Annotated in this window: 24 protein-coding genes and 2 pseudogenes; 7 read left to right on the top strand and 19 right to left on the bottom strand. The window is 56.0% G+C overall.

Going from position 1 to position 20,982, the window contains the following annotated elements:
- Nucleotides 1-2: 2 nt before the first annotated feature.
- From D9K61_RS13455 to D9K61_RS13410, 10 genes are all read right to left on the bottom strand, one after another.
- The gene (locus D9K61_RS13455) at nucleotides 3-350 is read right to left on the bottom strand and encodes a RidA family protein (protein WP_120633738.1); all 348 of its coding nucleotides are present in this window, start codon (nucleotides 348-350) and stop codon (nucleotides 3-5) included.
- A gap of 14 nt (nucleotides 351-364) precedes the next feature.
- Complete coding sequence (locus tag D9K61_RS13450) at nucleotides 365-1,465, bottom strand: FAD-binding oxidoreductase (RefSeq protein WP_120633737.1); 1,101 nt, start codon at nucleotides 1,463-1,465, stop codon at nucleotides 365-367.
- A complete protein-coding gene (locus D9K61_RS13445) occupies nucleotides 1,462-2,487 on the bottom strand; it encodes a histone deacetylase family protein (RefSeq protein WP_120633736.1) in 1,026 nt (341 codons plus the stop codon). Before D9K61_RS13445 ends, D9K61_RS13450 begins: the two co-directional genes overlap by 4 nt.
- Nucleotides 2,484-2,960 carry a GNAT family N-acetyltransferase gene (locus tag D9K61_RS13440; protein WP_120633735.1) on the bottom strand — a complete coding sequence of 159 codons (477 nt, stop codon included), beginning with the start codon at nucleotides 2,958-2,960 and terminating at the stop codon, nucleotides 2,484-2,486. The genes D9K61_RS13445 and D9K61_RS13440 overlap by 4 nt, the downstream gene beginning before the upstream one ends.
- Nucleotides 2,960-3,886: a 3-keto-5-aminohexanoate cleavage protein gene (locus D9K61_RS13435; protein ID WP_120633734.1), complete on the bottom strand. Its 927-nt coding sequence runs from the start codon at nucleotides 3,884-3,886 to the stop codon at nucleotides 2,960-2,962. The genes D9K61_RS13440 and D9K61_RS13435 overlap by 1 nt, the downstream gene beginning before the upstream one ends.
- A gap of 1 nt (nucleotide 3,887) precedes the next feature.
- Nucleotides 3,888-5,219, bottom strand: coding sequence for an aspartate aminotransferase family protein (locus D9K61_RS13430; protein ID WP_120633733.1), 1,332 nt, complete (start codon nucleotides 5,217-5,219; stop codon nucleotides 3,888-3,890).
- Between the two features lies 1 nt (nucleotide 5,220).
- Nucleotides 5,221-6,297: an ABC transporter ATP-binding protein gene (locus tag D9K61_RS13425; protein ID WP_120633732.1), complete on the bottom strand. Its 1,077-nt coding sequence runs from the start codon at nucleotides 6,295-6,297 to the stop codon at nucleotides 5,221-5,223.
- A gap of 61 nt (nucleotides 6,298-6,358) precedes the next feature.
- Nucleotides 6,359-7,498, bottom strand: a complete 1,140-nt coding sequence (locus D9K61_RS13420; RefSeq protein WP_120633782.1) for an extracellular solute-binding protein — start codon at nucleotides 7,496-7,498, stop codon at nucleotides 6,359-6,361.
- A gap of 58 nt (nucleotides 7,499-7,556) precedes the next feature.
- A complete protein-coding gene (locus tag D9K61_RS13415; protein WP_120633781.1) occupies nucleotides 7,557-8,342 on the bottom strand; it encodes an ABC transporter permease in 786 nt (261 codons plus the stop codon).
- A gap of 17 nt (nucleotides 8,343-8,359) precedes the next feature.
- On the bottom strand, nucleotides 8,360-9,226 hold the full coding sequence (locus D9K61_RS13410; RefSeq protein WP_120633731.1) for an ABC transporter permease: 867 nt from the start codon (nucleotides 9,224-9,226) through the stop codon (nucleotides 8,360-8,362).
- A gap of 92 nt (nucleotides 9,227-9,318) precedes the next feature.
- Between D9K61_RS13410 and D9K61_RS13405 the strand changes: the two genes are divergently transcribed.
- A complete protein-coding gene (locus D9K61_RS13405) occupies nucleotides 9,319-10,287 on the top strand; it encodes a LysR family transcriptional regulator (protein WP_120633730.1) in 969 nt (322 codons plus the stop codon).
- A gap of 9 nt (nucleotides 10,288-10,296) precedes the next feature.
- Here D9K61_RS13405 and D9K61_RS13400 read toward each other — a convergent pair whose 3' ends face one another.
- The 3 genes from D9K61_RS13400 to D9K61_RS13390 form a co-directional block, all read right to left on the bottom strand.
- A complete protein-coding gene (locus D9K61_RS13400) occupies nucleotides 10,297-10,569 on the bottom strand; it encodes a DNA-binding transcriptional regulator (protein WP_216825804.1) in 273 nt (90 codons plus the stop codon).
- Nucleotides 10,570-10,640: 71 nt separating this feature from the next.
- Nucleotides 10,641-11,039: a helix-turn-helix transcriptional regulator gene (locus tag D9K61_RS13395; protein ID WP_120633728.1), complete on the bottom strand. Its 399-nt coding sequence runs from the start codon at nucleotides 11,037-11,039 to the stop codon at nucleotides 10,641-10,643.
- A 38-nt stretch (nucleotides 11,040-11,077) separates the two neighbouring features.
- Nucleotides 11,078-11,608: a GNAT family N-acetyltransferase gene (locus D9K61_RS13390; RefSeq protein WP_162946878.1), complete on the bottom strand. Its 531-nt coding sequence runs from the start codon at nucleotides 11,606-11,608 to the stop codon at nucleotides 11,078-11,080.
- A 209-nt stretch (nucleotides 11,609-11,817) separates the two neighbouring features.
- Between D9K61_RS13390 and D9K61_RS13385 the strand changes: the two genes are divergently transcribed.
- The gene (locus tag D9K61_RS13385) at nucleotides 11,818-12,294 is read left to right on the top strand and encodes a MarR family winged helix-turn-helix transcriptional regulator (RefSeq protein WP_120633726.1); all 477 of its coding nucleotides are present in this window, start codon (nucleotides 11,818-11,820) and stop codon (nucleotides 12,292-12,294) included.
- 47 nt (nucleotides 12,295-12,341) lie between these two features.
- On the opposite strand, the gene D9K61_RS27690 is transcribed toward D9K61_RS13385, so the two are convergent.
- Nucleotides 12,342-14,462 carry an aminotransferase class III-fold pyridoxal phosphate-dependent enzyme gene (locus D9K61_RS27690; RefSeq protein WP_120633725.1) on the bottom strand — a complete coding sequence of 707 codons (2,121 nt, stop codon included), beginning with the start codon at nucleotides 14,460-14,462 and terminating at the stop codon, nucleotides 12,342-12,344.
- 69 nt (nucleotides 14,463-14,531) lie between these two features.
- Between D9K61_RS27690 and D9K61_RS13375 the strand changes: the two genes are divergently transcribed.
- Nucleotides 14,532-14,942 carry a helix-turn-helix domain-containing protein gene (locus D9K61_RS13375; protein ID WP_120633724.1) on the top strand — a complete coding sequence of 137 codons (411 nt, stop codon included), beginning with the start codon at nucleotides 14,532-14,534 and terminating at the stop codon, nucleotides 14,940-14,942.
- A gap of 166 nt (nucleotides 14,943-15,108) precedes the next feature.
- Here D9K61_RS13375 and D9K61_RS13370 read toward each other — a convergent pair whose 3' ends face one another.
- The 3 genes and pseudogenes from D9K61_RS13370 to D9K61_RS27560 form a co-directional block, all read right to left on the bottom strand.
- Nucleotides 15,109-15,864 (bottom strand): SDR family oxidoreductase, encoded by a 756-nt coding sequence (locus tag D9K61_RS13370; RefSeq protein WP_120633780.1) that lies wholly within the window; start codon nucleotides 15,862-15,864, stop codon nucleotides 15,109-15,111.
- Between the two features lie 367 nt (nucleotides 15,865-16,231).
- Entirely contained in the window at nucleotides 16,232-17,002 is a 771-nt protein-coding gene (locus D9K61_RS13365) for a substrate binding domain-containing protein (RefSeq protein ID WP_254055775.1), read from the bottom strand.
- Between the two features lie 40 nt (nucleotides 17,003-17,042).
- A pseudogene (locus D9K61_RS27560) lies at nucleotides 17,043-17,120 on the bottom strand (LysR family transcriptional regulator); the annotation flags it as partial.
- Between the two features lie 411 nt (nucleotides 17,121-17,531).
- Between D9K61_RS27560 and D9K61_RS13360 the strand changes: the two are divergent.
- The 3 genes and pseudogenes from D9K61_RS13360 to D9K61_RS13350 all read left to right on the top strand — a co-directional run.
- Nucleotides 17,532-18,182, top strand: coding sequence for a glutathione S-transferase C-terminal domain-containing protein (locus D9K61_RS13360; protein ID WP_254055774.1), 651 nt, complete (start codon nucleotides 17,532-17,534; stop codon nucleotides 18,180-18,182).
- Complete coding sequence (locus tag D9K61_RS13355) at nucleotides 18,182-18,652, top strand: EamA family transporter (RefSeq protein ID WP_120633723.1); 471 nt, start codon at nucleotides 18,182-18,184, stop codon at nucleotides 18,650-18,652. Before D9K61_RS13360 ends, D9K61_RS13355 begins: the two co-directional genes overlap by 1 nt.
- An 18-nt stretch (nucleotides 18,653-18,670) precedes the next feature.
- Nucleotides 18,671-19,243, top strand: a pseudogene (locus tag D9K61_RS13350) (IS6 family transposase); the annotation flags it as partial.
- A 51-nt stretch (nucleotides 19,244-19,294) separates the two neighbouring features.
- Here D9K61_RS13350 and D9K61_RS13345 read toward each other — a convergent pair.
- A complete protein-coding gene (locus D9K61_RS13345) occupies nucleotides 19,295-20,005 on the bottom strand; it encodes an IS6 family transposase (protein WP_120633722.1) in 711 nt (236 codons plus the stop codon).
- 11 nt (nucleotides 20,006-20,016) lie between these two features.
- Here D9K61_RS13345 and D9K61_RS13340 point away from each other — a divergent pair, with 11 nt between their 5' ends.
- Entirely contained in the window at nucleotides 20,017-20,646 is a 630-nt protein-coding gene (locus D9K61_RS13340; RefSeq protein ID WP_120633721.1) for a relaxase/mobilization nuclease domain-containing protein, read from the top strand.
- Here the strand turns inward: D9K61_RS13340 and D9K61_RS13335 are convergent.
- A partial coding sequence (locus tag D9K61_RS13335) for a transposase (protein WP_162946876.1) occupies nucleotides 20,627-20,982 on the bottom strand: 356 nt, incomplete at its 5' end. The genes D9K61_RS13340 and D9K61_RS13335 overlap by 20 nt on opposite strands.

Raw genomic sequence — 20,982 nt, 5'->3', positions numbered from 1 at the left:
AGTTAGCGCGCTGCGACCACTAAAAACTCCACCAGATACTCGGGGGTTGCCAGCTTAGCCTCGCCGCAAGCACGAGCCGGTGCGTGCCCCTCTGGCACCCATGCGTCCCAGACAGCATTCATTTCTGCGAAATTCTTCATATCGGCCAACCAGATGGTCGTTTGAAGTATGCGTGTCTTGTCGCTTCCAACCTCGGCGAGCAACGCATCGATCTTGTCGAGGCAATCTTGCGTCTGCCGCGCGACCGGTGCACCGGCGGTGCCAACCTGACCTGCGAGATAAATCGTATCACCATGTTCAATGATCTGGCTCATGCGCGTGGCGGTATGATGGCGGGTGATTTCTGTCATAATTATCCTCGTGGTCAGGGGTTGAAACGACCCGGATCAAGAGCCTGAACGATGTCAGGTTGCAAGCCGGGATTTGAATTGCAGATCAAAGCAGCAGTTAGACGAGCCAATGCCGGGGCTGTCTGGACACCATAACCTCCCTGCCCGGCCAGCCAGTAAAAACCTTCGGCTGTTGGATCGAACCCGACAACCGGGGTGCGATCCGTTGAAAAAGTACGCAGGCCGGCCCAACTTGTCTCAACGCGCGTGACAGGAGTGGAAACGGCTTGTTCGTATCGGTGCAGACCTTCCGCCAAAACCATGTCATCAACCCAGGCGTCATGGGGATCAACGGGGTCCTCGTCTGCCGGGCTAACCATCAGCTTTCCTGCTTCAGGTTTGGCATACCACTGCTCGGTCGCGCTGGCGAAAAGGGGCCATTTCCGGATCTCGTGCCCCAAGGGCGCAGGCAACAAAGCCGCCGAACGACGCATTGGCAACAATCGAATATCCGTCGCTTTTGCCATACGGGCGATTGCCTCGGCCCAAGCCCCTCCGGCATTGATCACTATAGGGGCCTGAAAGCTCTGGCCATCCGTTTGTACGGCCCAGACGCCGGAAATACGTTTCAATCCCGTAACTGGTGCATTGGTTTCAACTGCACCGCCACGCAACTTTAACAATCGGACATACCCTGCAAGCATTCGGTCAACGTCGATGTCCTGCGCGTCCCACTCAATTATAGCGCCTGCGATAGCGTCTTTGCGCAAGATCGGAACCAGTTCGACTGCTTGAGCAGGAGTCAATTCCTCAAGCCCTATTGACCCTGAAATATAGGCGTAGAGCGCATCGAGCTCTTTTCCCGTCGCCACCAGCATTTCACCACGAGGGGACAGAAGGCTTTGATCGCTCACTCCGTTGGGGGTTTGCAGAAACGAGGCAGATATCGCGTTCAGTGCGCGCAGGGTCTCGTTGCCATAGTTGCGGATGAAAATCGCTGCAGAGCGGCCCGTTGCGTGATAACCAAGCTGGCTTTCGGCCTCGAGAACGAGAACGGTCATATCCTCTGCAAGCTCAGCCGCGGCACTGATCCCGGCGATTCCGCCGCCGATCACAATGACATCAGCCGTTTTCACACCGCCTCCTGAAACCCGGTTAGAACCCGAGTCAGATTTTCACCCAGACTTTCGGACAAGTAGCCACCTTCCTGCACAAACAGCACGGGCAACCCAGTTTTCGCAATGGCCGCACCAATGCGCGAAAACCCGTCTTTCGTCACCGCCAGTCCCTTAAACGGATCGTCGATTGATGCATCCAGCCCAAGCGCCACGACGAGTACGTCTGCCCCAAAACTCTGAACACGTCGCAGTGCAACATCCAGCGTCGCCATATAATCGTCGTCGCAGGTACCCCGTTCCAGCGGCAGGTTGAGGTTGTAGCCCAGCCCGCGCCCTTCCCCACGCTCCTGCGCATGACCCCAGAAGAATGGATAAAAACGCGCCGGATCGGCGTGAATGGAAACCGTCAAAATGTCGTCACGCGAATAAAAGATCCCCTGCGTTCCATTTCCGTGATGCACATCAACGTCCAGGATTGCGGGTCGAAGACCAGCTTCGCTCAAGCGTTCCGCTGCAATTCCAGAGTTGTTCAAAAAGCAAAAACCGCCCGCCAGATCCCCAAATGCGTGATGCCCGGGTGGGCGCGACAGCACATATGCCGATCTTTCCTCGCCTTTGATCAGGTCAGCCCCCGAGATTGCGGATTGAGCGGACCAGTAGGCAGCCTCCCACGTGCCTTCCGCGATCGGGCAAGCGGTATCGGCCTGATGAAACCCGGCTTGACCAACGGCAGACTTGGGATAGCCATCAGTCCGGGCCGCAGGGTGTATGTTTGGAATAACTTCCTCACCAGCATCAGGTATCCTGCGCCAACGCGAATAGATATTCTGTAAGAAAATCAGGTATTCTGCTGAATGCAGCGCTGCAATCGGACCAAAACCCGCGTCACAAGGAGCCTGGAAAACGCAGCCTGCGGCCTCAGCTCCGGACTTCAAAACTTCGATCCGCTTTGGCTGTTCCGGGTTGGGAAGGATAGCCCCGTTGGCCATGAAATGTTTCGGATCGTGCCGCCACTGCCGCGCGTCAAACACCGCTTTCATTCTTCACCTCTCAGAGCCACGCATCCGGCTTCATTCAAAATTAAATCGTTTTGACCTTGAAGGGGTTCAAACCCCAGACGATCGTAAAACCGTCGAGCGTCGGGGCTATCGGCATACACGCTGAGCTTGATGAAATTGGCGCCCCACAATTCGCCCCCATCTTCCAGAGCCGCACGTAAAAGGCGCTCCGCAAGTCGCTTTCCACGCTCTTCCGGAGCAGCCCATAGATCTGAAACGAAAATCCCGGCGCAGCCTCGGGTTGTTGAAAAAACCGGGGAATACAGCGCCACGCCCACGACCTTATCGGTTTCGGCCAGAACAGCGCGAAAGCCCGGCACATCCGACCACCCCACTTGTTCAAGGTCCGCCGCCTGAGCGATATGTTCGTCATTCAATTCGCTCGACAAGTGCCGCAGTGCTGTGTTTAGGCGCTCGGCATCACGCCATTCGGCGACACGCAAAATAACCTGCATCAGAAAGCCGTCCTATCCGCACCTTTAAGGCCCAGCATGTCCCGCGCTTCAGCCGGACTGGCCACTTCGCGGCCAAGATCTTCGACAATGCGACGGGTTTTCTGAACCTGTTCAGCGTTCGATTTCGCCAGCACCCCACGAGATATCATCAGACTGTCCTCCAGCCCGACGCGGACATGCCCGCCCATGGCCGCTGCCATCGTGATCAGCGGCATTTGGTGGCGCCCTGCTGCCAGAACAGAAAAATAATAGTCCTGCCCAAAAAGCTTGTCTGCGATCACCTTCATATGCGTCAGGTTTTCTGGATCCGGCCCGATCCCACCCAGCACGCCAAATACGAATTGAATAAACAACGGCCCCGTAACCAAGTCGCGGTCAAGGAAATGGCGCAACATATAAAGGTGGCCGACATCATAGCACTCGAACTCGAATCGCGCACCGCGCTCTGTACCCATTTCGGTCAGGATTCGCGCCATGTCTCGCGGCGTGTTCTTGAACACAAGGTCATCCGAATTTCGAAGAAACGGTTCTTCCCAATCGTATTTCCACCCGGAAATACGATTGGCCGCGGGATAAAGCGCAAAATTCATCGTTCCCATGTTCAGACTGCACATTTCCGGTTCGACTCGCTTAGGAGCTGCCAGGCGGTCATCAAGCGACATTGTCGCGCTACCACCGGTGGAGATATTGAGGACAGCATCGGTGGATTGCTTGATCCGTGGCAGAAAGCCCATGAAGTCGTCGACACTTGCGGAAGGTTGTCCGGTGTCAGGTTTACGGGCGTGCAGATGCAGGATTGCTGCCCCGGCCTCTGCTGCTTGAACAGATTGTGCGGCAATCTCATCAGTCGTGACTGGCAGATGAGGCGACATTGACGGAGTATGGATCGAGCCCGTGATTGCGCAGGTGATCAGAATTTTGGACATGTCACGCCGCCTTTCCCGATATCTCGCTGGAAAACTGGGTCAGTGAAGCATCAAGGCCTTCAATAACCTCGTCCAAATTCATGTCAGACACGATCAGAGGCGGGCATACGAGAATATGATCCCCTTCTATTCCGTCGCGCGTACGGCGCGAGTAGACGATAAGCCCTTTTTCATAGGCAATATCCACAACTCTTTGATAGGCATTCCATTCTCTTGGCAATGGGGTCTTGCGATCCCGGTCGGCCATGAGTTCAAAAGCAGTTAGCAGGCCTTTGCCACGCACATCCCCGATGATGTCGTGCTTTTGCATCAGGCCTTGCAACCGCACGAGCAGTTTGTCCCCCATACGGGCTGCGTTTTCGCACAGACCCTGGGATTCGATCTCTTCGACAACCGCCAACCCGGCAGCGCAGGCCAATGGATTGCCGGCATACGTATACCCATGCGCAAACCCGCCAGCATCCAGTACGGCTTCAACCAAGCGATCATCCACAATCACCGCGCCCAGTGGTACATACCCGGACCCGATCCCCTTGGACATGACGACAACATCCGGGCGGGCGGGCCAATGATCCGTGCCCAGAAAGCGACCTGTGCGCCCTGCCCCGGTCATCACTTCGTCAGCGATCATCAGGATACCATATTCGTCGCAGATCTCACGGATACGCTCCATATAACCGACCGGCGGCACCAACGCCCCGGTTGATGCCCCACCGACCGGCTCGACGATGAAAGCCATGACACTCTCGGGCCCTTCCTTTTCGATCTTCGCAGCCAGCATGTCAGCGTAATGGCGGCCGGTGTCCGGATCTTCCGGGTTAAGACCATCGAGATACGCTCTTGGTGCAGGGATCTTGGGCATCTGCCGCAACATCGGCACGAAAGGCTCACTCAGTGGCTCAAAGCCTGTAACGGCAAGCGCCCCCAACGTGCTTCCATGGTAAGAGGGCTGCCGTGATATCACCTTCCATCGACTGCCCTGCCCGACAGCCTTCATGTACTGTCGAGCAAGTTTCAGCGCACTTTCTACAGCTTCTGAACCGCCCGAGACAAAGAAGACCTTGTTCAACCCTTTCGGTGACAGTGCAGCCAGCTTGGCGGCCAGCTTCTCTGACGCTTCGGTTTCGAAATGAAGGCGATAACCAAAGGTCGATTTCTCCATCTGCTGCCGCATTGCGGCCAGCACATTGGGATTTGAATGCCCGATATTGCAAACCATCGCGCCAGATGAGCCGTCCAGATAGCGTTTGCCGTCCTTGTCCCACATATAGACGCCGCGGGCCTGATCCAGAACGGGTTTGCGACCCCTGCCCTGATAGAACAGATGGGACATGTCACCCCCCTTGCAACGCCGCGCAATCCTGCGGGCGGAAGCCAACGGTCACCGCGCTGCCCTCGGCAAACGGTGCGTCGTCGATCATATTGATAGCCTGTAATTGCGTGTCACCTACGCGCACGAAATAGCGGACAGTCTGGCCCTGATAATCAACTGTTTCAACACGGGCGGGGGCGGTAATGAGTCCATCGGTCGCTGCGCTTTCGTCAAATAATATCAGTTTCTCGGCGCGCAGCACCAGCTTCGCCGGTCCCTGTTGAATCTGACCTGCTTTGTCCGATGACACGTGAACTTTTCCAAATAGCGGTGCCTCCAAAACAGCACCCTGCGCGTCCTTTTGTTCACAATGTCCCGCCAGAATGTTCGATGCCCCAAGAAAATTCGCCACAAACTCACTGGCCGGGGTGTTGTACACTTCTGAAGGCGAGCCGACTTGCTCGACCCGTCCCGCGCTCATCACCACTATCGTGTCGGACATGGCCAAAGCTTCGGATTGGTCATGTGTTACGAATACCGTCGTCACTCCAATCTGGTGCTGAATGCGTTTCAGTTCGACCCGCATGTCTTCGCGCAGGTTAGCATCCAACGCGGACAGCGGCTCATCCAGCAACAGCACCTCAGGCTCGATCACTATCGCACGCGCAAGGGCGATACGCTGTTGCTGACCCCCTGACAGAGCCTTGGGGTAGCGGTCGCCGACGTCCGGCAACTGCACCATGTCCAAAGCCGCCTGCACCTTGTCCGCAATGTCGGCCTTGGGAACATCCCGGTACTTCAGCCCGAACGCCACATTTTCCGCGACTGTCTTGTGGGGAAACAGTGCGTAATTCTGGAAGACGATACCAAGGTTGCGTTTGTGAATAGGCACATCGTTGACACGCCTACCGCCGATCAGGATCTCTCCTTCGGTTGGGTCCAGCAAGCCTGCAATCATTCGTAAGTTGGTGGTTTTACCGCAGCCTGAAGGGCCCAAAAGAGTTACGAAGGCGCCCTCGGGAATTTCGAGGTTTGTTGAATGCACTGCGGTGAACGATCCAAAGCGCTTCACGATGTTATTTAGTGTGACGGAACTCAAAAGAACATTCTCCGGATCGTTGGGAGCTCCCCCCGGGGCAGCCCCGGGGGAAAGATTCGTTTCAGTAGCCCTTCTGGACGCGGCCAAAGGTCTTGGACCACTCGGCTTCGTGCCCGTTCCAGTAGTCTGGATTGGCAAAGGTCAGGCCTGACAGAGTTCCTGTAGGATCGAACGCTGGCAAAGTTGGAATTTTGTCGCCCAGCTCAACTTTTGTCGGATCAAGCGCCGTTGGGTAGTTCTGCCCCTCGGCGACGGCAATCGAAGTTTCCGGCGCAAGCATGAAGTTCAGCAGCTCCTCACAGGCTTCCATCGGCGAGCCCTTGATCACGAACAGGCACTCCTGCCAGCCAAACCCATTGGGCGGGTCCATATAGCCGATATCGTGACCCTGTTCCTGTAACGCATAAATGCGTCCCGACCAGCCTTCGGTCACGTAAATTTCTTCTTCGGCCAGCAAGCTCATCAACTCAGCGCCCGAGGTCCAGTATTTCAGCGCCAGATCACGGTGTGCGCGAACCGCATCCCACGCGGCCTCTTCGTCGGTTACACCGTTGGGGTCTTGGTCCGTTTGCAACGCGGCGTACCACATCCGGGTGCGCCAATCGCTCCATCCACCGATCTTACCTTTTAGGTTTTCGTCGATCAGGATTTTCGCGCCCATTTCCTGCATCTGTTGGTCGCTGACATACTTGCGGTTGTAGGCCAGCCCAGTTGTTCCGTAATCGTAGGGAACGCAGCTCAGCTTGCCGTCAGTCACCCCACGGAACACATCCACCAGTTTGGGGATCACGAATTCCAGGTTCGGGATGTTGTCTTCGTTCAGTTCCGATGTCAGTTCCAACCCGTGATAGCGCGCGTAGTCGAAAACGCCAGACAGGTGGGCGATGTTGTATTCCCCGGGCTGGCTGGCCTTGACGCGGCTCAGGTATTCGTCTCCGCCACCGAAGGTTCCGTCAACAACGTCAATGCCAGTTTTTTCGGTGTAGGGATCGAAAGCGTGCTTGCGAAATGCTTCGGAAACAACACCGCCCCAGCCGTCGAAACGGACCTGATCAGTGGCGGCATGCGCATATTTGGCAAAGGGCGTCTGAACACCATAGGCCAGACCGGCCGCGCCGATCAGACCCAAGAATCCGCGGCGGTCGATGTCTCCGTTCATATAGCGTTCACGAAGGCGTTCATATCGGGTGGTGTTGTCTATTTTTTTTTTGGTCATTTGTCTCTCCTTGTCGGGTGTTCAGTTTTGAAGGTGGCGGTTCTTATGTGCCGCTCTTTTTGGTCAATTGCCGTGCGACCGCGACCCCCAGAAGGGGCAGTCCAACGGTCATGACAATCATCACGGTGCCAAGCGCGTTGATCTCGGGTGAGATCGAATTCCGCAGCATGGCAAAAATCTGGGTGGGAACGGTTTCAACACCACCGGGTTTCCAGAACAAAGTGCCGGTGATGTCGTCGAAACTGATCGTAAAAGCGAACAATGCACCGGCCAAAACCGCTGGCAACATCAGAGGCAGGGTGATCTGAAAAAAGGTCTGAACCGGAGTTGCGCCAAGGCTCATTGCCGCTTCTTCTACATCGCGCTTGATGCTGATCAGCCGGGCCTGCACCACCAATATTACGAAAGGCAGGGTGAAAATCACGTGACCAAACAACAGCAGGCCAAAGCTTTTGTTGATGCCAAGGAAGTTCAGGAACAACAAAAGGGCCACAGCCAGAACAACTTCGGGAACCAGAATCGGCGCAATCAGCAAAGTCGAGATTGCGTTGGTGCCAGGCACCTTGTAGCGCACCAGCGCAAGGCTCGCCAATACACCAAGCGTGGTCGAGATCAGCGCTGTCATCAGCCCCAACAGGATCGACGTCCGGAAGGCCCGCAGAATTGCCTCATTGTTCCAAAGCTCAACAAACCAGCGAAAGGAAAACCCTGTCATCGGGAAGCTGCCGAACTGCGAGGCGTTGAAGCTTAGCAGCACGACAACGGCTACTGGAAGAAACATGAACACATAGACACCGATCGACCATGCGCGGATCAGATTCCATCCCATCTTGCCGCGGCCGTCCATCAACCCAGCCCTTTCATCAGCTGAGCCATGCCCAGATATCTGTTATAGATCATTACCAAGGCCCCCAGCACTGCCAGCAGCATCAAGCTCAGTGCCGAACCAAGCGGCCAGTTGAGTTGGGTGATAATGGCTTCGAAAACGAGGTTGGCAAACATTGCATCACGCGGTCCGCCCAAAACCAGAGGCGTGATGTAAGTCCCTGCACCCAAGACAAAACACAGTAACCCACCTGCGGCCAACCCGGGGAGCGATAGTGGCAAGGTGACTTGCAGAAATGCTTCCCATTTCGTTGCGCCAAGCGAGTTTGCGGCGTCTTCCAAATTTGTATCGATCCCGTCAAGGCTGACATAGATATTCAGGATCATGAACGGCAGGAGGAAGTGCACCAGCCCCAGTATGACCGTCGCTTCATTATAAAGCATCTGTATCGGCTCGGCGATAATCCCAAGCGACAACAACACCGAATTGAATGCGCCGGACACTCCCAGAATGTTGATCCAACTCATCGTTCTAATGATGTAGCTGATCCAAAACGGCAGCATCAGAAGCAAAAGCAATATTGCCTTGTTTCCCTTCGATCTGGCGATGAAATAGGCCGAAGGGTATCCCATGATCGCACAGACAATGGTTGTAATCGCAGCAATACGCAGAGTGCTGATCAGGATATCGCGATAGAACGGATCGGTCAGCGCCTCGTTCCAATTGTCCAGATAGAACCCGGCCTGGTCCGCCCCGGTCGCGGTGCGCAGCCAAAAGCTGTAGACCACTATGAACATCAATGGCACGAACAACAGCAATGCGACCGCGGCAAGTGCTGGTGAAAGTAAAATCCACGGCTGGCGCGCTTCGCGGGTTTCGATTGACATATTGGGCCTCGGATAGACTCTTGCCCTTACAGTGCAAATGCTCCAATCATAGATCAAATAGATAATTGAAATTCTGAGTATAGATATCATCTATGGCAGAGACGCCCGACCAATTCGATCCTGACCGCACGACCCGCGAGTTGGACTGGAACCTACTGCGTACCTTTGTTGTTCTTGCAGAAAGTCATTCGATAACCGACGCCGCCAATAAGCTTGGGCTTCGCCAGCCTTCGGTTTCTGCGGCCCTCAAGAAACTCGAAGACCGGATTGGCCGAAAACTGCTCGACCGTTCCCCAGGGCGATTTGTGCTGACCGATGCGGGCCATCTGCTTTATCGCGAGGCCGTTGAAATCAACGGGTCCGTTCTACGCCTTTCAACCTTGATGCGAGACCTGACTGACGAGGTTCAGGGCGACGTCAAGATCGCGGTGGCCAGCCACGTTGTGTGCCCACTACTTGACGAGGCCTTGGCCCGCTTCCACGCGGACCACCCAAATGCGTGCTTTTCGATCGAAGTACATTCCAGCGCCGACGCCATCGCCGAGGTCGCGGCGAAGCGGGCATCGTTTGCAGTTTGCCTGGTGAAGGATCACAATCCCAAACTCGAATACCGTCGCTTATATCGTGAATACTTCGGGCTATTCTGTGGTCCTAATCATCCGTTTTTCGGTCGCAAAGACTTAACCGTCGCGGACTTGGCAGGGCAAAGCTCTGTCAGCTTCGAAACGGACCGCCTCCAGGACGTACTGAGACCGGTCACTGTTATGAGAGCCCAAGCCGAATTGGGGCAGAAGATAACTGGCGTCTCAAGCCATTTGGAAGAGGTTCGGCGCATGATCGTGGCCGGGCTTGGAATCGGCCCTCTCCCTCTGCATGTCGCCGCACGGGACGTCCGAGATCAACACCTTTGGCAAGTTCCGCCTTACGAAGGTCTCCCTGCCATCGATGTTCACGTTGTCTGGAACCCGGCCACAGTCAAAAACCGAGCCGAAGAATTGCTGCTACAGGAGGTCTTGGCTGCTATTGAGGCAACGCCAATGGACATGCGCACTTACCGCTGAGCACCACACTCAACCGTGTTGCCGCAGCCGCGCCACTGTTTCTTTCGGATGAGCATCCAGCAGCGCGAGGAGCTTGTACGCTGGTCCTCCGGGGCGGCGGGCGCCGCTCTCCCACAGTTTGTAACCAATTTCGCTCATCCCGATAAGTTCGGCCATTTCCGCCGCGGTCAAACCGGCCTTTTCGCGAACCTCAAGCGGTGTAGCGACGGGCTCGGAATTGGTGTCCGAACGGTTGCTTTGCGCCGGATCAACGGGCACAAGGCAGGGATCCGGTCCTGTCATCATCTGCTCCTTTTTGTTGTCATTTGTGGCATGGCCATAGGTCATGCCTGAAATACGCATTTGCGTAGATGTCAAAGTCTGGCGCGCAGGCGCTTCTCGACAGTGCTCAGCTTTTGGGTCGCCTGAGTGATATCTGTCCGCAGGCTACGGATTTCATCAAGGATGCCTTGAATATCCTCCGATCCGGAAGTGGTATCGGTCGGTTCAAGCACACCTTCTCCTTCACCGCTCAGAAGCCAAGCTAGAGAGACGCCAAGAATGCCGGACATCATCTGCGCCTTGTTTGCACGCGGCTCGGTGCGATCTTCTTCCCATCCCTGTACGGTCTTCAGTTTGACGCCCAGGCGGCTCGCAAGCTTCTTTTGCGAATATCCAACGGCTTCGCGCGCGGCGACGATCCGGTCACCCAAGGTTGCTGCTTCATCACCGTAATATGAGGTGTCGTTTGATATAGTCGTGGCTACGTTCATTCTGCTCTCTCACTTTGTTTGAAAATTTCGTGGCGCGGTCAGGCCGCGAGTTCGCTGCGATCCGCAAGACGGATCGTCACAAGGTTGCTGTTTTCATGACGGCGATAAGGGGTCAGCGCCTGCGTGAAGAAGGGCTGGATTTCCATCCGAGACCGCTGCCACCGCGCAAACCGGTGGAACAACGCCCAGGTACCCTCGTCGTTCGACGTAATCACAGTCTGAACACGGGTTACTTCAGTGCAGACCTCCCGACGCATCACCTGCCCCAGCATCAGGGACGCAAGACCCTTGTCCGCTTCACGCTCTGAAACGCCGACTTGCCAGATGAACAGGGTTTCCGGGTCATATGGCAGTACATAAGCCAGCATCGCGCCAACCAGATCTCCATCCAGTTCCGCAATGATCGAGAATTCTTTGTAGTCATCAAACGCCGCCAGTTCGCCAAGCAAATCACCAATAGCTTCCTGATCCGCGGTTCTGGCCAGCGAAGACACCGCTGTACCGTCTTCCGGCAAAGGGGGACGCAAAACCGGAATAGGTTGTTCGAACAACTCCAAAGAATGCTGCATGTACCGCTCCATCAATAAACTTTGATTAGCTAAGTACCACAGGAAGACCAAAACTTCAGAACCCTAAGGTTAGTTTTGCTAGAACGTCATAAACTCATCTCTTTTAACAATATTTTAATTTGTAAGACTAATTATTCCATTTTCGGTTAACGCTTGAGCAATCAATGCAATTTTGACAATCTCACTCCATTCGAATGCGGAGTAGAGACATGGATCGTATCGACAGCAGCCTTGTCGCCCTGCGCCGAATCCTGCGCGCGACCGAGATGTCCGGCCGGGAACTGGCGCAAGCCGCGGGGCTGACTGCGGTCCAACTTCGTGTATTGCAGGTGGTTGGCGAAACCGGGCAAACCACCGCCAAGGCAATTTCAATGCGCATGCATGTCAGCCAGGCCACGGTCACTGCACTGGTGGACAAGCTGGTTTCGGGCGGCATGGTCGTGCGCGAGAAATCCCTGAGCGACCGACGGCAGACCAATATCCTGGTCACGGATCGCGGGCGGCAAACCCTTAAGGACGCTCCTGATCCGCTGCAACAGCTCTATGTGCAGCGGTTCAAGCAGATGGAGGACTGGGAGCAGGCGATGCTTGTTGCCGCGCTCGAAAGGGTTGCGACGATGCTCGACGCCGAAGACCTTCAGGCCGGCGCGATCCTGACAACCGGCGATTTGAACAAGGCGGAATGATAGAAGGGCCGGAATGACCGGCCCTTTCGTAGCTCTTTCCTGAGACTTTAGCCGAGAACGGCTTTGACGGCCTGAACGGTCCCGGCCACCACCTGATCAGCCTCTTCACGGGTCAGGCAGAAAGGCGGGGCAAAGCCCAGGATGTCTCCTTGCGGCATGGCGCGTGCGATGATCTTGCTCTGCTCCAGCAGCTTGGCCGAGACCTGCGGACCGATCTTGCCGGCCGCGTCAAAGAAAGTGCGGCTGTCCTTGTCCTTTACGAGCTCGACCGCGCAAAGCATGCCTTCGCCACGAACATCGCCGACATGGGCATGGTCAGCCAGCGCCTCGGCCATGGCCTGGTTCAGATAGGCGCCCACTTCACCCGCATTTGAGACCAGATTCAGTTCGTCGATCAGTTTCAGGTTGGCGACGCCTGCCGCGGCCCCGATGGGATGCGCCGAATACGTCCAGCCATGGCCGATCGGGCCGTTTTCGTCGGTGCCTTGCTCCAGCACCTTCCAGACTTTGTCTGACACTATCGAGCCGGACAGCGGCGCATAGGCCGAGGTCAGTCCCTTGGCGATGGTGATGATGTCGGGTTCGATCCCGTAGTGCTCACTGCCAAACATGGTGCCGAGCCGACCGAAACCGGTGACGACCTCATCGGCCACCAGCAGGATATCGTGTTTCTTCAGTACTGCCTGAATGGCTTCCCAATAGCCGGCGGGCGGAGGCACGATGCCGCCGGTGCCCAGAACCGGTTCGCCGATGAAGGCGGCAATGGTGTCGGCGCCTTCACGTTCGATCAACGCCTCCAGTTCGGTTGCGCAATGGGCGACAAACTGCTCTTCGGACTGGTTCAGATTGTCTCGGCGGTAGTAGTACGGTGCCTCGGTATGGATCACCTGTTCGACCGGCAGATCAAATTTCTTGTGGAACAGTTCCAGCCCTGTCAGCGAGCCCGTCATCAAACCCAGATTTCGCGAGAGCCCGAGAAGGCCAGAGAGCCGGCCACGCTGTTCATAGGCGCCGTGGATCAGAACCGCTGTGTTGTTAGCGGCGAGAAAAAGCTGGAAGCCGGGCGTCAACATGATGAGTGCGGCCAAATAGCCGCCGACATCGAAGTATCCCGGCAGGTACGCCAGACACAGCAGACCAACCGTAGTCTGCACAAGGCCGATGGTCATCGCGCGATCAGCACCAAGCCGGTCCGTCACCCATCCGGCCGGAACGCCGAAGAGCGCAGCGACCAGCGGTCCAACGGCCATAGCCAAACCGATGATTGCTTCGTTCAATTCCAGAGAATATGCTAGGAAGAACGGACCCACAACCAAAGTGGACATCATGATTGCGCTGACCAAAAGGTTCAAAAGTAGCCCGATACTTGTCCTCTGGTCGCGGAGCAATTTCATCGGCACCAGCGGTGAAGCCACACGGGTTTCGACAAGCCCAAACAAGAAAATTGCGAACAGAGCAGCAGAAAACAATGCGGCCGGTGGCACGGGGATATGCGAGGCTCCGCCGCTGGTTGCCAGAGCGTAGGTTGCGAGTGCAATAACCAACACTATGGTTCCCGGAAAATCCAATTCTCGGAAGGATATTGTCGGACGTTCGGAATCGCGCGTGATTGCGGTGACAGACAGTATAAGCGTGACACCAGCAAAGCCGGCAAGAAACCAGAATGCCATACGCCAGTTGCCCATCGCCAGTAACACACCGCCCAGTGAGGGGCCCAGGGCAGTCCCCGCAGCAGAAGTCGTGCCAAGCAATCCCATTGCCGTGCCCAGCCGCTTAGTCGGGACAAAATCACGTGCGATAGACATCGGAAGCGCGATCAGGATCGCTCCGCCAAGCCCCTGCAACGCGCGTCCGGTGATTAACAAGCTGAGACTCGGGGTCATCGCGCTTAAAACCGACGCTGCAATAAAGACGATGAGACCAGCAATCAGCAAGCGACGGTGACCGAATAGATCGCCAAGCCGTCCGACGGAGACGATCGTGATGGTCACGGATGTCAGGTAAGCCAGTACGACCCATTGTACCTCGGAAACTGTCGCAGCGAAGCTACGCGTGAGCGTCGGAAGCAGGACCGCCGCGATACTGATACCCAATGAGGCGGTCAGTGTCGCTGCAGCGAGGGTGATCAGGATGGGAAGGGAAGATTGCGCCCGCACCGTATCAGTCATCGTGAACTCTCTTGTTTCATGTGCCAGTGAGGAGTTATCCTGCCACTTCAAGTCGACTTGAGGTCAACCATGAAACTTCTTGATATTGGCGTCTTGTCCAAAAGGAGCGGCGTCCCACCCTCAACACTGCGCTATTATGAGGAAATCGGACTGATCCAGTCCGCTGCGAGGTATGGGCTGCGACGAGAGTTTGAGATACGCGTCGCGACGCAGCTTGCTTTGATCTCTTTAGGAAAAATGGCAGGATTCTCACTTGCTGAGATCAAGGGAATGTTCGCCAATGACGGCACTCCACAATTGCCGCGCCCCGAATTGCACCTGCGCGCAGATGCTCTCGACGAACAGATCCGAGGCCTCACCCGACTACGCGATGCGTTGCGTCACGTGGCGGATTGTCCGGCAGAGACCCATATGGATTGCCCGAAGTTCAGGCGCTTCATGGAGTTTGCGTCTCGTTCCATCGCCATTCAAAAGGGATGAAAGCGCTTGCGCGGACTGACCGCGGCCACCAGGCCGATTTCTTGCTGCAATCTGACGAATTGAACAAGTGGGCGCGGGTTTATCATGTGTTGGCCAGACATTTTTCCGCCCCGCCCGAAACATGGACGAAGCCGCCGTTGGCCATGAAGCGACCAACAGCAGTTCTTCAAAGCAGGCGTGTCGCCATGCCACCATCAACAGCTAGCGGAGAGCCTGTCACGAAGCTTGCCCGGTCCGACAACAAAAACACGGCAGATTGAGCAATCTCGTTCGGTTCAGCCATGCGTTTAAGGGGGTGCAAGCCAGCGATTAAGTCGTGCGCCGCCGGATCGTCACCGGCCATGTCTGTCTTTGTACCGCCCGGCAGTATTGTATTGGCGCGAATGCCTTGCACCGCATGATCCGAAGCCAGCGACTGTGTAAATCCTATCAGTCCTGCTTTCGACGCTGCATAGGCTGCCATGCCCGGCATGCCGCCGTTGCTGAAGCCAACAAACGTTCCTGTAAAGACGATCGATCCACCGCCACGTCTTTGCAAAGCGGGAATCTGGGCTTTGGCCGCGAAAAATGCGCTGGTGAGGTTTGTCGCGAGGACGGACTGCCAGTTGTTTGCTTCCATTTCTGGAATTGAGGCCATATCACCCACAATTCCTGCATTGTTGAATGCGCCGTCGAGGCTACCAAACCGTTGTTCTGCCAAGTCAACCAGGCCCTTGGCAAAAGCCTCATCGCGAACATCACCCGCCAGATAAACGGCGCGCCCATTGCTTTGCTCTATCTGCCCAACAATTTCGTTCAGCCGCGCCTCTCTGCGCGCACCCAACACGACATTCGCCCCTTCCGATGCAAACAAAAGTGCTGCGGCCGCGCCGATCCCGCTGCTCGCCCCGCTGATGATGATTGTTTTGTCTTTCAACTCCATGGTCATGCCTTTCAATTTCTGCATGCCAGTCAGTTAAGAAAAAACATCCGTGCTGAGCGATCCGTTTCCTGTGCTTGTTGGGCGGCCAATATCGTATGAGCAAGGATCGGGTCGGCAGACAACCTTCAAACGGAAACCGTCATTTGCGGGTCCCGCAGCATTCGGTATTTTGCTCTAAATGACGCCAATCTCCCCTTCCCGTGCGACCTCTGGCCTCATCAGTGTTGGCCAATAACACGCGCCCTATCACTCTTTGATCCGGCTCACTGGCCGCTGCCTCCTGGACCGCAATAGAAGTCAATTACCGCGCGTGCTAAGTCGCTTTTTGCACCAGGCGTAACGATCGCGATCATCAATGACGGCAACTTTAGGCATCAAGCCCCGCTTCGGTATCCCAGAATGGTCTGTCCTTCCCGATCCATTCGGCGAGGAAATCCACAAAGGCACGCACTTTCATAGGCAGATGCCGACGCTCGGGGAATACCGCAAATAGCGCCTGTTCCGGCAATACGTATTCAGGCAAGACCCGGATCAGACGGCCAGCGGCCAAATGAGCACCCGCCACGAAGGTCGGTAACCGCCCGATCCCAAGCCCATCAAGCAGGGCGGTGCAAAGCGTCTCGCTGTTATTAATGCGCAAAGTGCCTTTGGTGCGTATCCGCAACTCACCATTTGGTCCATGCAGCACCCATTCCATCGGATCTCGTGAATAGGCGTAATGAAGGCAGTTATGCGCCAATAGATCTTCTGGTTGCTGTGGATCACCCTGCCGCAACAGATAATCCGGCGCAGCGACAAGGACACTGTGGATCGGCGCCAGCCGACGCGCGATTAGCGCAGAGTCCGGCAGGGTGCCGGCCCGGATGGCCAAATCCAGCCCCGCATCGACCAGATCGACGACCCGGTCATCCATAGTCAAGTCCATCGTGATATCAGAATAGGCGGCCAGAAACTCGGTGAGCATCGGCGCAATATGCAGCCGCCCGAAAGACATGGGTGCGCTTATCTTCAAATGCCCGACCGGTTGCCCCTGAACTGCCGCAACCGCGTCTTCCGCCTCCTGCGCCGATCCCAGCGCCAAAACAGCATGCGTCAGGTAGATTTCCCCAGCCTCGGTCAACGAAATGCTGCGCTTCAAGCGCGCCAATCCGTTTGCTGACGGCTGATTTGGTGATCCCCAATCGTCGCGCAGCTGCGGCAAAACCACCGCTTTCAGCCACGGCGACAAATACGGGGATAGCGCCGATTTCGATCATGCTACTGTCATATAGTCAACTTTTCCTCACCCTTGAGTATAGCAAATAGCTAATTATCGCGCCTTAGGAAACACGTTAGATCGTCTTCAACACATATTGGATGGAGGCGGCCATGTCTAAAATGCTCATCAACGGAATTCTGCGCGACAAGCCAGTGCAATCCGGCGGGCGCTTTCACCGTTTGCCCAGTTCCTTTCGTAGTTGGATCAGCTCGGACGAACAGGCAGATTTTCCGGCGGCGTCTGGCCGTTACCACCTCTATATGTCCAAGGCTTGCCCATGGTGTCATGGCGTCGACCTGGTGTTGGCGCTCAAAGGGCTGCGCGAGGTAATCAGCATCACCTGGATGGACCCGGTGATGTCCGAGGAGGCTGGGTCATCGACCAATCAAACTTTGACGATACAGCCGGAGTGCCGCGTGACAGTTACCTCTATCAGGTTTATCAACGCGCCGCTCCAGCCTATACCGGCGCAATTACTGTCCCGGTACTGTTGGACAAGCACAGCGGTCAGATTGTCAGCGCTGAATCTGCAGATATCATACGGATGCTCAACACCGTCTTCGTGGACGCGACCGATCCGGACCTTTATCCAGCCGAGAAAACCGTTGAGATCGACCGGTTGGCGAAATTAATCCAGTCTCCCATTCGTAACGGCGTCTATCGTGTCGGGTTTGCCACCACGCAGGAGGCTTATGACGAGGCGATCCACCAGCTTTATGCATGGCTGGATACCGTCGAAGCAGTGCTGACGGCGCGGCGGTACCTGGCTGGAGCGGTGCCAACCGAGGCTGACCTGAAGCTCTTTCCAACGCTCCTGCGGTTCGATCCCGTCTATGTGACGCATTTCAAGATCGACCGGAAGCGGATCACGGATTACCCAGCCCTTTCGCGCTACCTGGCGGATTTCGCACAAGTACCAGGCGTCGCTGAAACCATCGATTTGCAGCATATCCGTGCGCACTATTTTCTCAGCCACCGCCACATCAACCCGAGTGGCATCATCCCGATCGGGCCAGAGCCGTGTAAATTTGATGCACTCCTGACACAGGGGGCCGCGTGATGCCCCGCTTTGTCAAAAACCTTCCTCCGACAGCCCTGATCATCGCGATCGGTGCGCTGGTTGGGGTCAGTTTTACCTTGTCTAAATTTGTGGCAATCGCGGGCATCACTCCGCAGGTGGCGCTTTTCTGGCAACTCCTGGTCGCAAGCCTTGTTTCGATCACTATAGCCTCCACCACCGGCAAGCGCCCGCCGCTGCATCGCAGGTTTCTATACTACTATCTGGGGGCGGGCATCCTCGGCATCAGCGGCCCTGCCCTGATTGCCTATACAGTGTTGGGCCAAGTATCGACCGGCTTCTATTCCGCGCTGGTCACGCTTTCGCCTCTCTTTACCTTCGCCATCACGGCTTTGGTCGAAAAGCGAATGTTGCCCGCTTACCGGCTGATCGGAATCCTGATCGGGCTGGCCGGTATCAGCTTTGCTACCCATAGCGGCTTCGGGTATTGCCAAGTTGTTCGTGCTGAGTGATCCAGCTAAGTCGCGCTTATGAACATGCCAACGATTATGCCGCGCCTGAAGGGTTTTCGCTTTCCTCGAGAGATCATTGCTTATGCGGTTTGGGCTTACCACCGCTTTGCGCTGAGCACAGCTGACGTCGAGGATCTTTTAGCTGCGAGGGGCGTGATCGTCAGCCGGGAAGCAGTTCGGCAGTGGGTCAATCGCTTTGGTCGACACTTTGCAGATTGCATCAGGCGCGATCGTCCACGGCCGAATGACAAGTGGCACATGGACGAAGTCGTGATCATGATCGGTGGCAAGAAGCACTGGTTGAGGCGCGCGATCGCCGCAAATGGCGACACGCTCGACATTCTCGTGCAGACTCGCCGAAACGCCAAAGCTGCAAAGCGCTTCTTCAAAGGGCTGGTTGCCAAATTTGGCGAACCGAGGATGGTCATAACTGACAAATTGCGCAGTTATGTCAAACCGATCAAAATTCTGGCGCCGGACGCTGACCATCGTGCCCACAAAGGTCTCAACAACGCGATCGAAGTCTCGCACCGACCGACTCGCAAAAGAGAGAAGCTATTCGGCAAGTTCAAGTCTCACATACAGGCTCAGGGTATTGCCAAGTTGTTGGCGTCAGCTTGTGAAGGATCGGTGAATGTTAGATCATGCCGTCATTTCGGCAGTGTATTCAGTCCAGAGGCTGAACGCATCAGAGCGGGCGTGGCGGTATGAAGTTGCATTCAGTTGATAGCGGCGAGGACGGAAGAGCAAGTTGATCTGGTCATGTGCGGCCAAAAACCTCTGAACCTGCCGGTGGGATTTGAATTTGCCGAAGATCTTCTCTCGTTTACGCGTTGGCCGGTGCGACACTTCGATCGCGTTGTTCAAGCCCTTGTGCGCGCGATGGTCAGCGTTCGGGGCCAGTGTTTTGACCGGCTTGATATAGCTGCGCAATTTGTCAGTTATGACCATCCTCGGCTCGCCAAACTGTGAAACCAATCTTTGGAAAAAGCGCTTTGCTGCTTTGGCATTGCGGCGTGTTTGCACGAGAATATCGAGGACGTCTCCATCCGCGTCGATCGCGCGCCACAGCCAATGCTTCTTGCCACGGATCGTGATCACGACTTCATCCATGTGCCACTTGTCGTTCGGCCGTGGTCGATCCCGGCGGATGCAATTTGCAAAGTGTTGACCAAAGCGATTGACCCACAGCCGGATCGCTTCTCGGCTGACAATCACGCCCCGCGCGGCCAACAGATCTTCAACATCAGCCGTGCTCAGAGCTAACCGATGGTACGCCCAAACAGCGTACGCAATAACCTCACGAGGAAAACGGAAGCCCTTCAGGCGCGACATATCAATCGGAATGTTCATAGGGCTGACATATCTTTATCAAACCCAGGCAACAACTTGGCAATACCATCCGAGACAATGGCGTGACCCCGCTCGATGCGGACCAGGTCATTGATTTGATCGAGACTTGGGCTGAGGATTTCAACGGGAAAACCAACTACGGTTACACCCGTCACATGATCGTTTCTTTTCCCGAAGGCACCTATCCGGACGCCGCGCATGAGGCCGGATTGGAGTTCGCTGATCGCCTATTTGGAAGCGGTGATTTTGGCGATATCTGGGACTATCTGACCGTGTTCCACAACGACACCGATAACCCCCATGTCCACATCGTTGTGAACAACCGAGGCGTCGAACATGGGCAGTGGTTGGCTATGGGCATGAGCAGCGACATGAACATAGACGTTCAGCGCGCTATCCAGGTTGAGGTTGCCGAAGGATACGGAATTGAGCTGACAGCGACGACCCGCCTTGAGCGTGGTTTGCGGCAAGAAGTCGAGACCGACACGTGGAAAGTTCAGGCCGGAATGTCGGTTGTTGAAAGCACTCCGGAGGTTGAAGTTACGGCCCGCGACATGGCCGGTGATGGGCTCTGTTGTACAAATCGGGTGCAGGTCGGAGTTCCCCTTTCCCCGGGCGGACTTATCCTACGGCCTCGGTGATGGGTATGCCAATAGCTGTGTAGCGGTTTAGCACGGCAACGCGAATTTGGATTTCCGCGACCTGCCTGTCAAAGTCCCGAGCCATGAGGCTTTGCCCCAGCAGCTTCACGCAATGCATCTTTGTCTCGACACGGCTGCGGCGATGGTATCCGCTCCATCGTCGCCACAGGGCGCGGCCTAGGTATCGCTGAGCATTGACCGCTTCGTTGCGTGCCGTGGCACCGGCGCTCGTGGGCTTCCATGGTTTGGCGTTCTTGCGAGGTGGGATTACCGCGTGGGCATTTCGGGCGGCTATCGCCTCGTGACATTTGCGCGTGTCATACGCCCCGTCTGCTG

The sequence above is a fragment of the Ruegeria sp. EL01 genome, from assembly GCF_900313035.1.
Taxonomy (GTDB): Bacteria; Pseudomonadota; Alphaproteobacteria; order Rhodobacterales; family Rhodobacteraceae; genus Ruegeria.
Note: the sequence above shows the minus strand (reverse complement) of the source record. Positions and strands in the feature narration are given on the sequence as shown.

Coding starts and splice junctions, on each gene's coding strand:
- D9K61_RS13355 (WP_120633723.1), top strand. CDS start 18,182: ATGCCCCGCTTTGTCAAAAACCTTCCTCCGACAGCCCTGATCATCGCG.
- D9K61_RS13385 (WP_120633726.1), top strand. CDS start 11,818: ATGGATCGTATCGACAGCAGCCTTGTCGCCCTGCGCCGAATCCTGCGC.
- D9K61_RS13375 (WP_120633724.1), top strand. CDS start 14,532: ATGAAACTTCTTGATATTGGCGTCTTGTCCAAAAGGAGCGGCGTCCCA.
- D9K61_RS13370 (WP_120633780.1), bottom strand. CDS start 15,864: ATGGAGTTGAAAGACAAAACAATCATCATCAGCGGGGCGAGCAGCGGG.
- D9K61_RS13400 (WP_216825804.1), bottom strand. CDS start 10,569: ATGACAGGACCGGATCCCTGCCTTGTGCCCGTTGATCCGGCGCAAAGC.
- D9K61_RS13445 (WP_120633736.1), bottom strand. CDS start 2,487: ATGAAAGCGGTGTTTGACGCGCGGCAGTGGCGGCACGATCCGAAACAT.
- D9K61_RS13395 (WP_120633728.1), bottom strand. CDS start 11,039: ATGAACGTAGCCACGACTATATCAAACGACACCTCATATTACGGTGAT.
- D9K61_RS13455 (WP_120633738.1), bottom strand. CDS start 350: ATGACAGAAATCACCCGCCATCATACCGCCACGCGCATGAGCCAGATC.
- D9K61_RS27690 (WP_120633725.1), bottom strand. CDS start 14,462: ATGACTGATACGGTGCGGGCGCAATCTTCCCTTCCCATCCTGATCACC.
- D9K61_RS13405 (WP_120633730.1), top strand. CDS start 9,319: ATGGCAGAGACGCCCGACCAATTCGATCCTGACCGCACGACCCGCGAG.
- D9K61_RS13430 (WP_120633733.1), bottom strand. CDS start 5,219: ATGTCCCATCTGTTCTATCAGGGCAGGGGTCGCAAACCCGTTCTGGAT.
- D9K61_RS13415 (WP_120633781.1), bottom strand. CDS start 8,342: ATGGGATGGAATCTGATCCGCGCATGGTCGATCGGTGTCTATGTGTTC.
- D9K61_RS13345 (WP_120633722.1), bottom strand. CDS start 20,005: ATGAACATTCCGATTGATATGTCGCGCCTGAAGGGCTTCCGTTTTCCT.
- D9K61_RS13390 (WP_162946878.1), bottom strand. CDS start 11,608: ATGCAGCATTCTTTGGAGTTGTTCGAACAACCTATTCCGGTTTTGCGT.
- D9K61_RS13435 (WP_120633734.1), bottom strand. CDS start 3,886: ATGTCCAAAATTCTGATCACCTGCGCAATCACGGGCTCGATCCATACT.
- D9K61_RS13410 (WP_120633731.1), bottom strand. CDS start 9,226: ATGTCAATCGAAACCCGCGAAGCGCGCCAGCCGTGGATTTTACTTTCA.
- D9K61_RS13440 (WP_120633735.1), bottom strand. CDS start 2,960: ATGCAGGTTATTTTGCGTGTCGCCGAATGGCGTGATGCCGAGCGCCTA.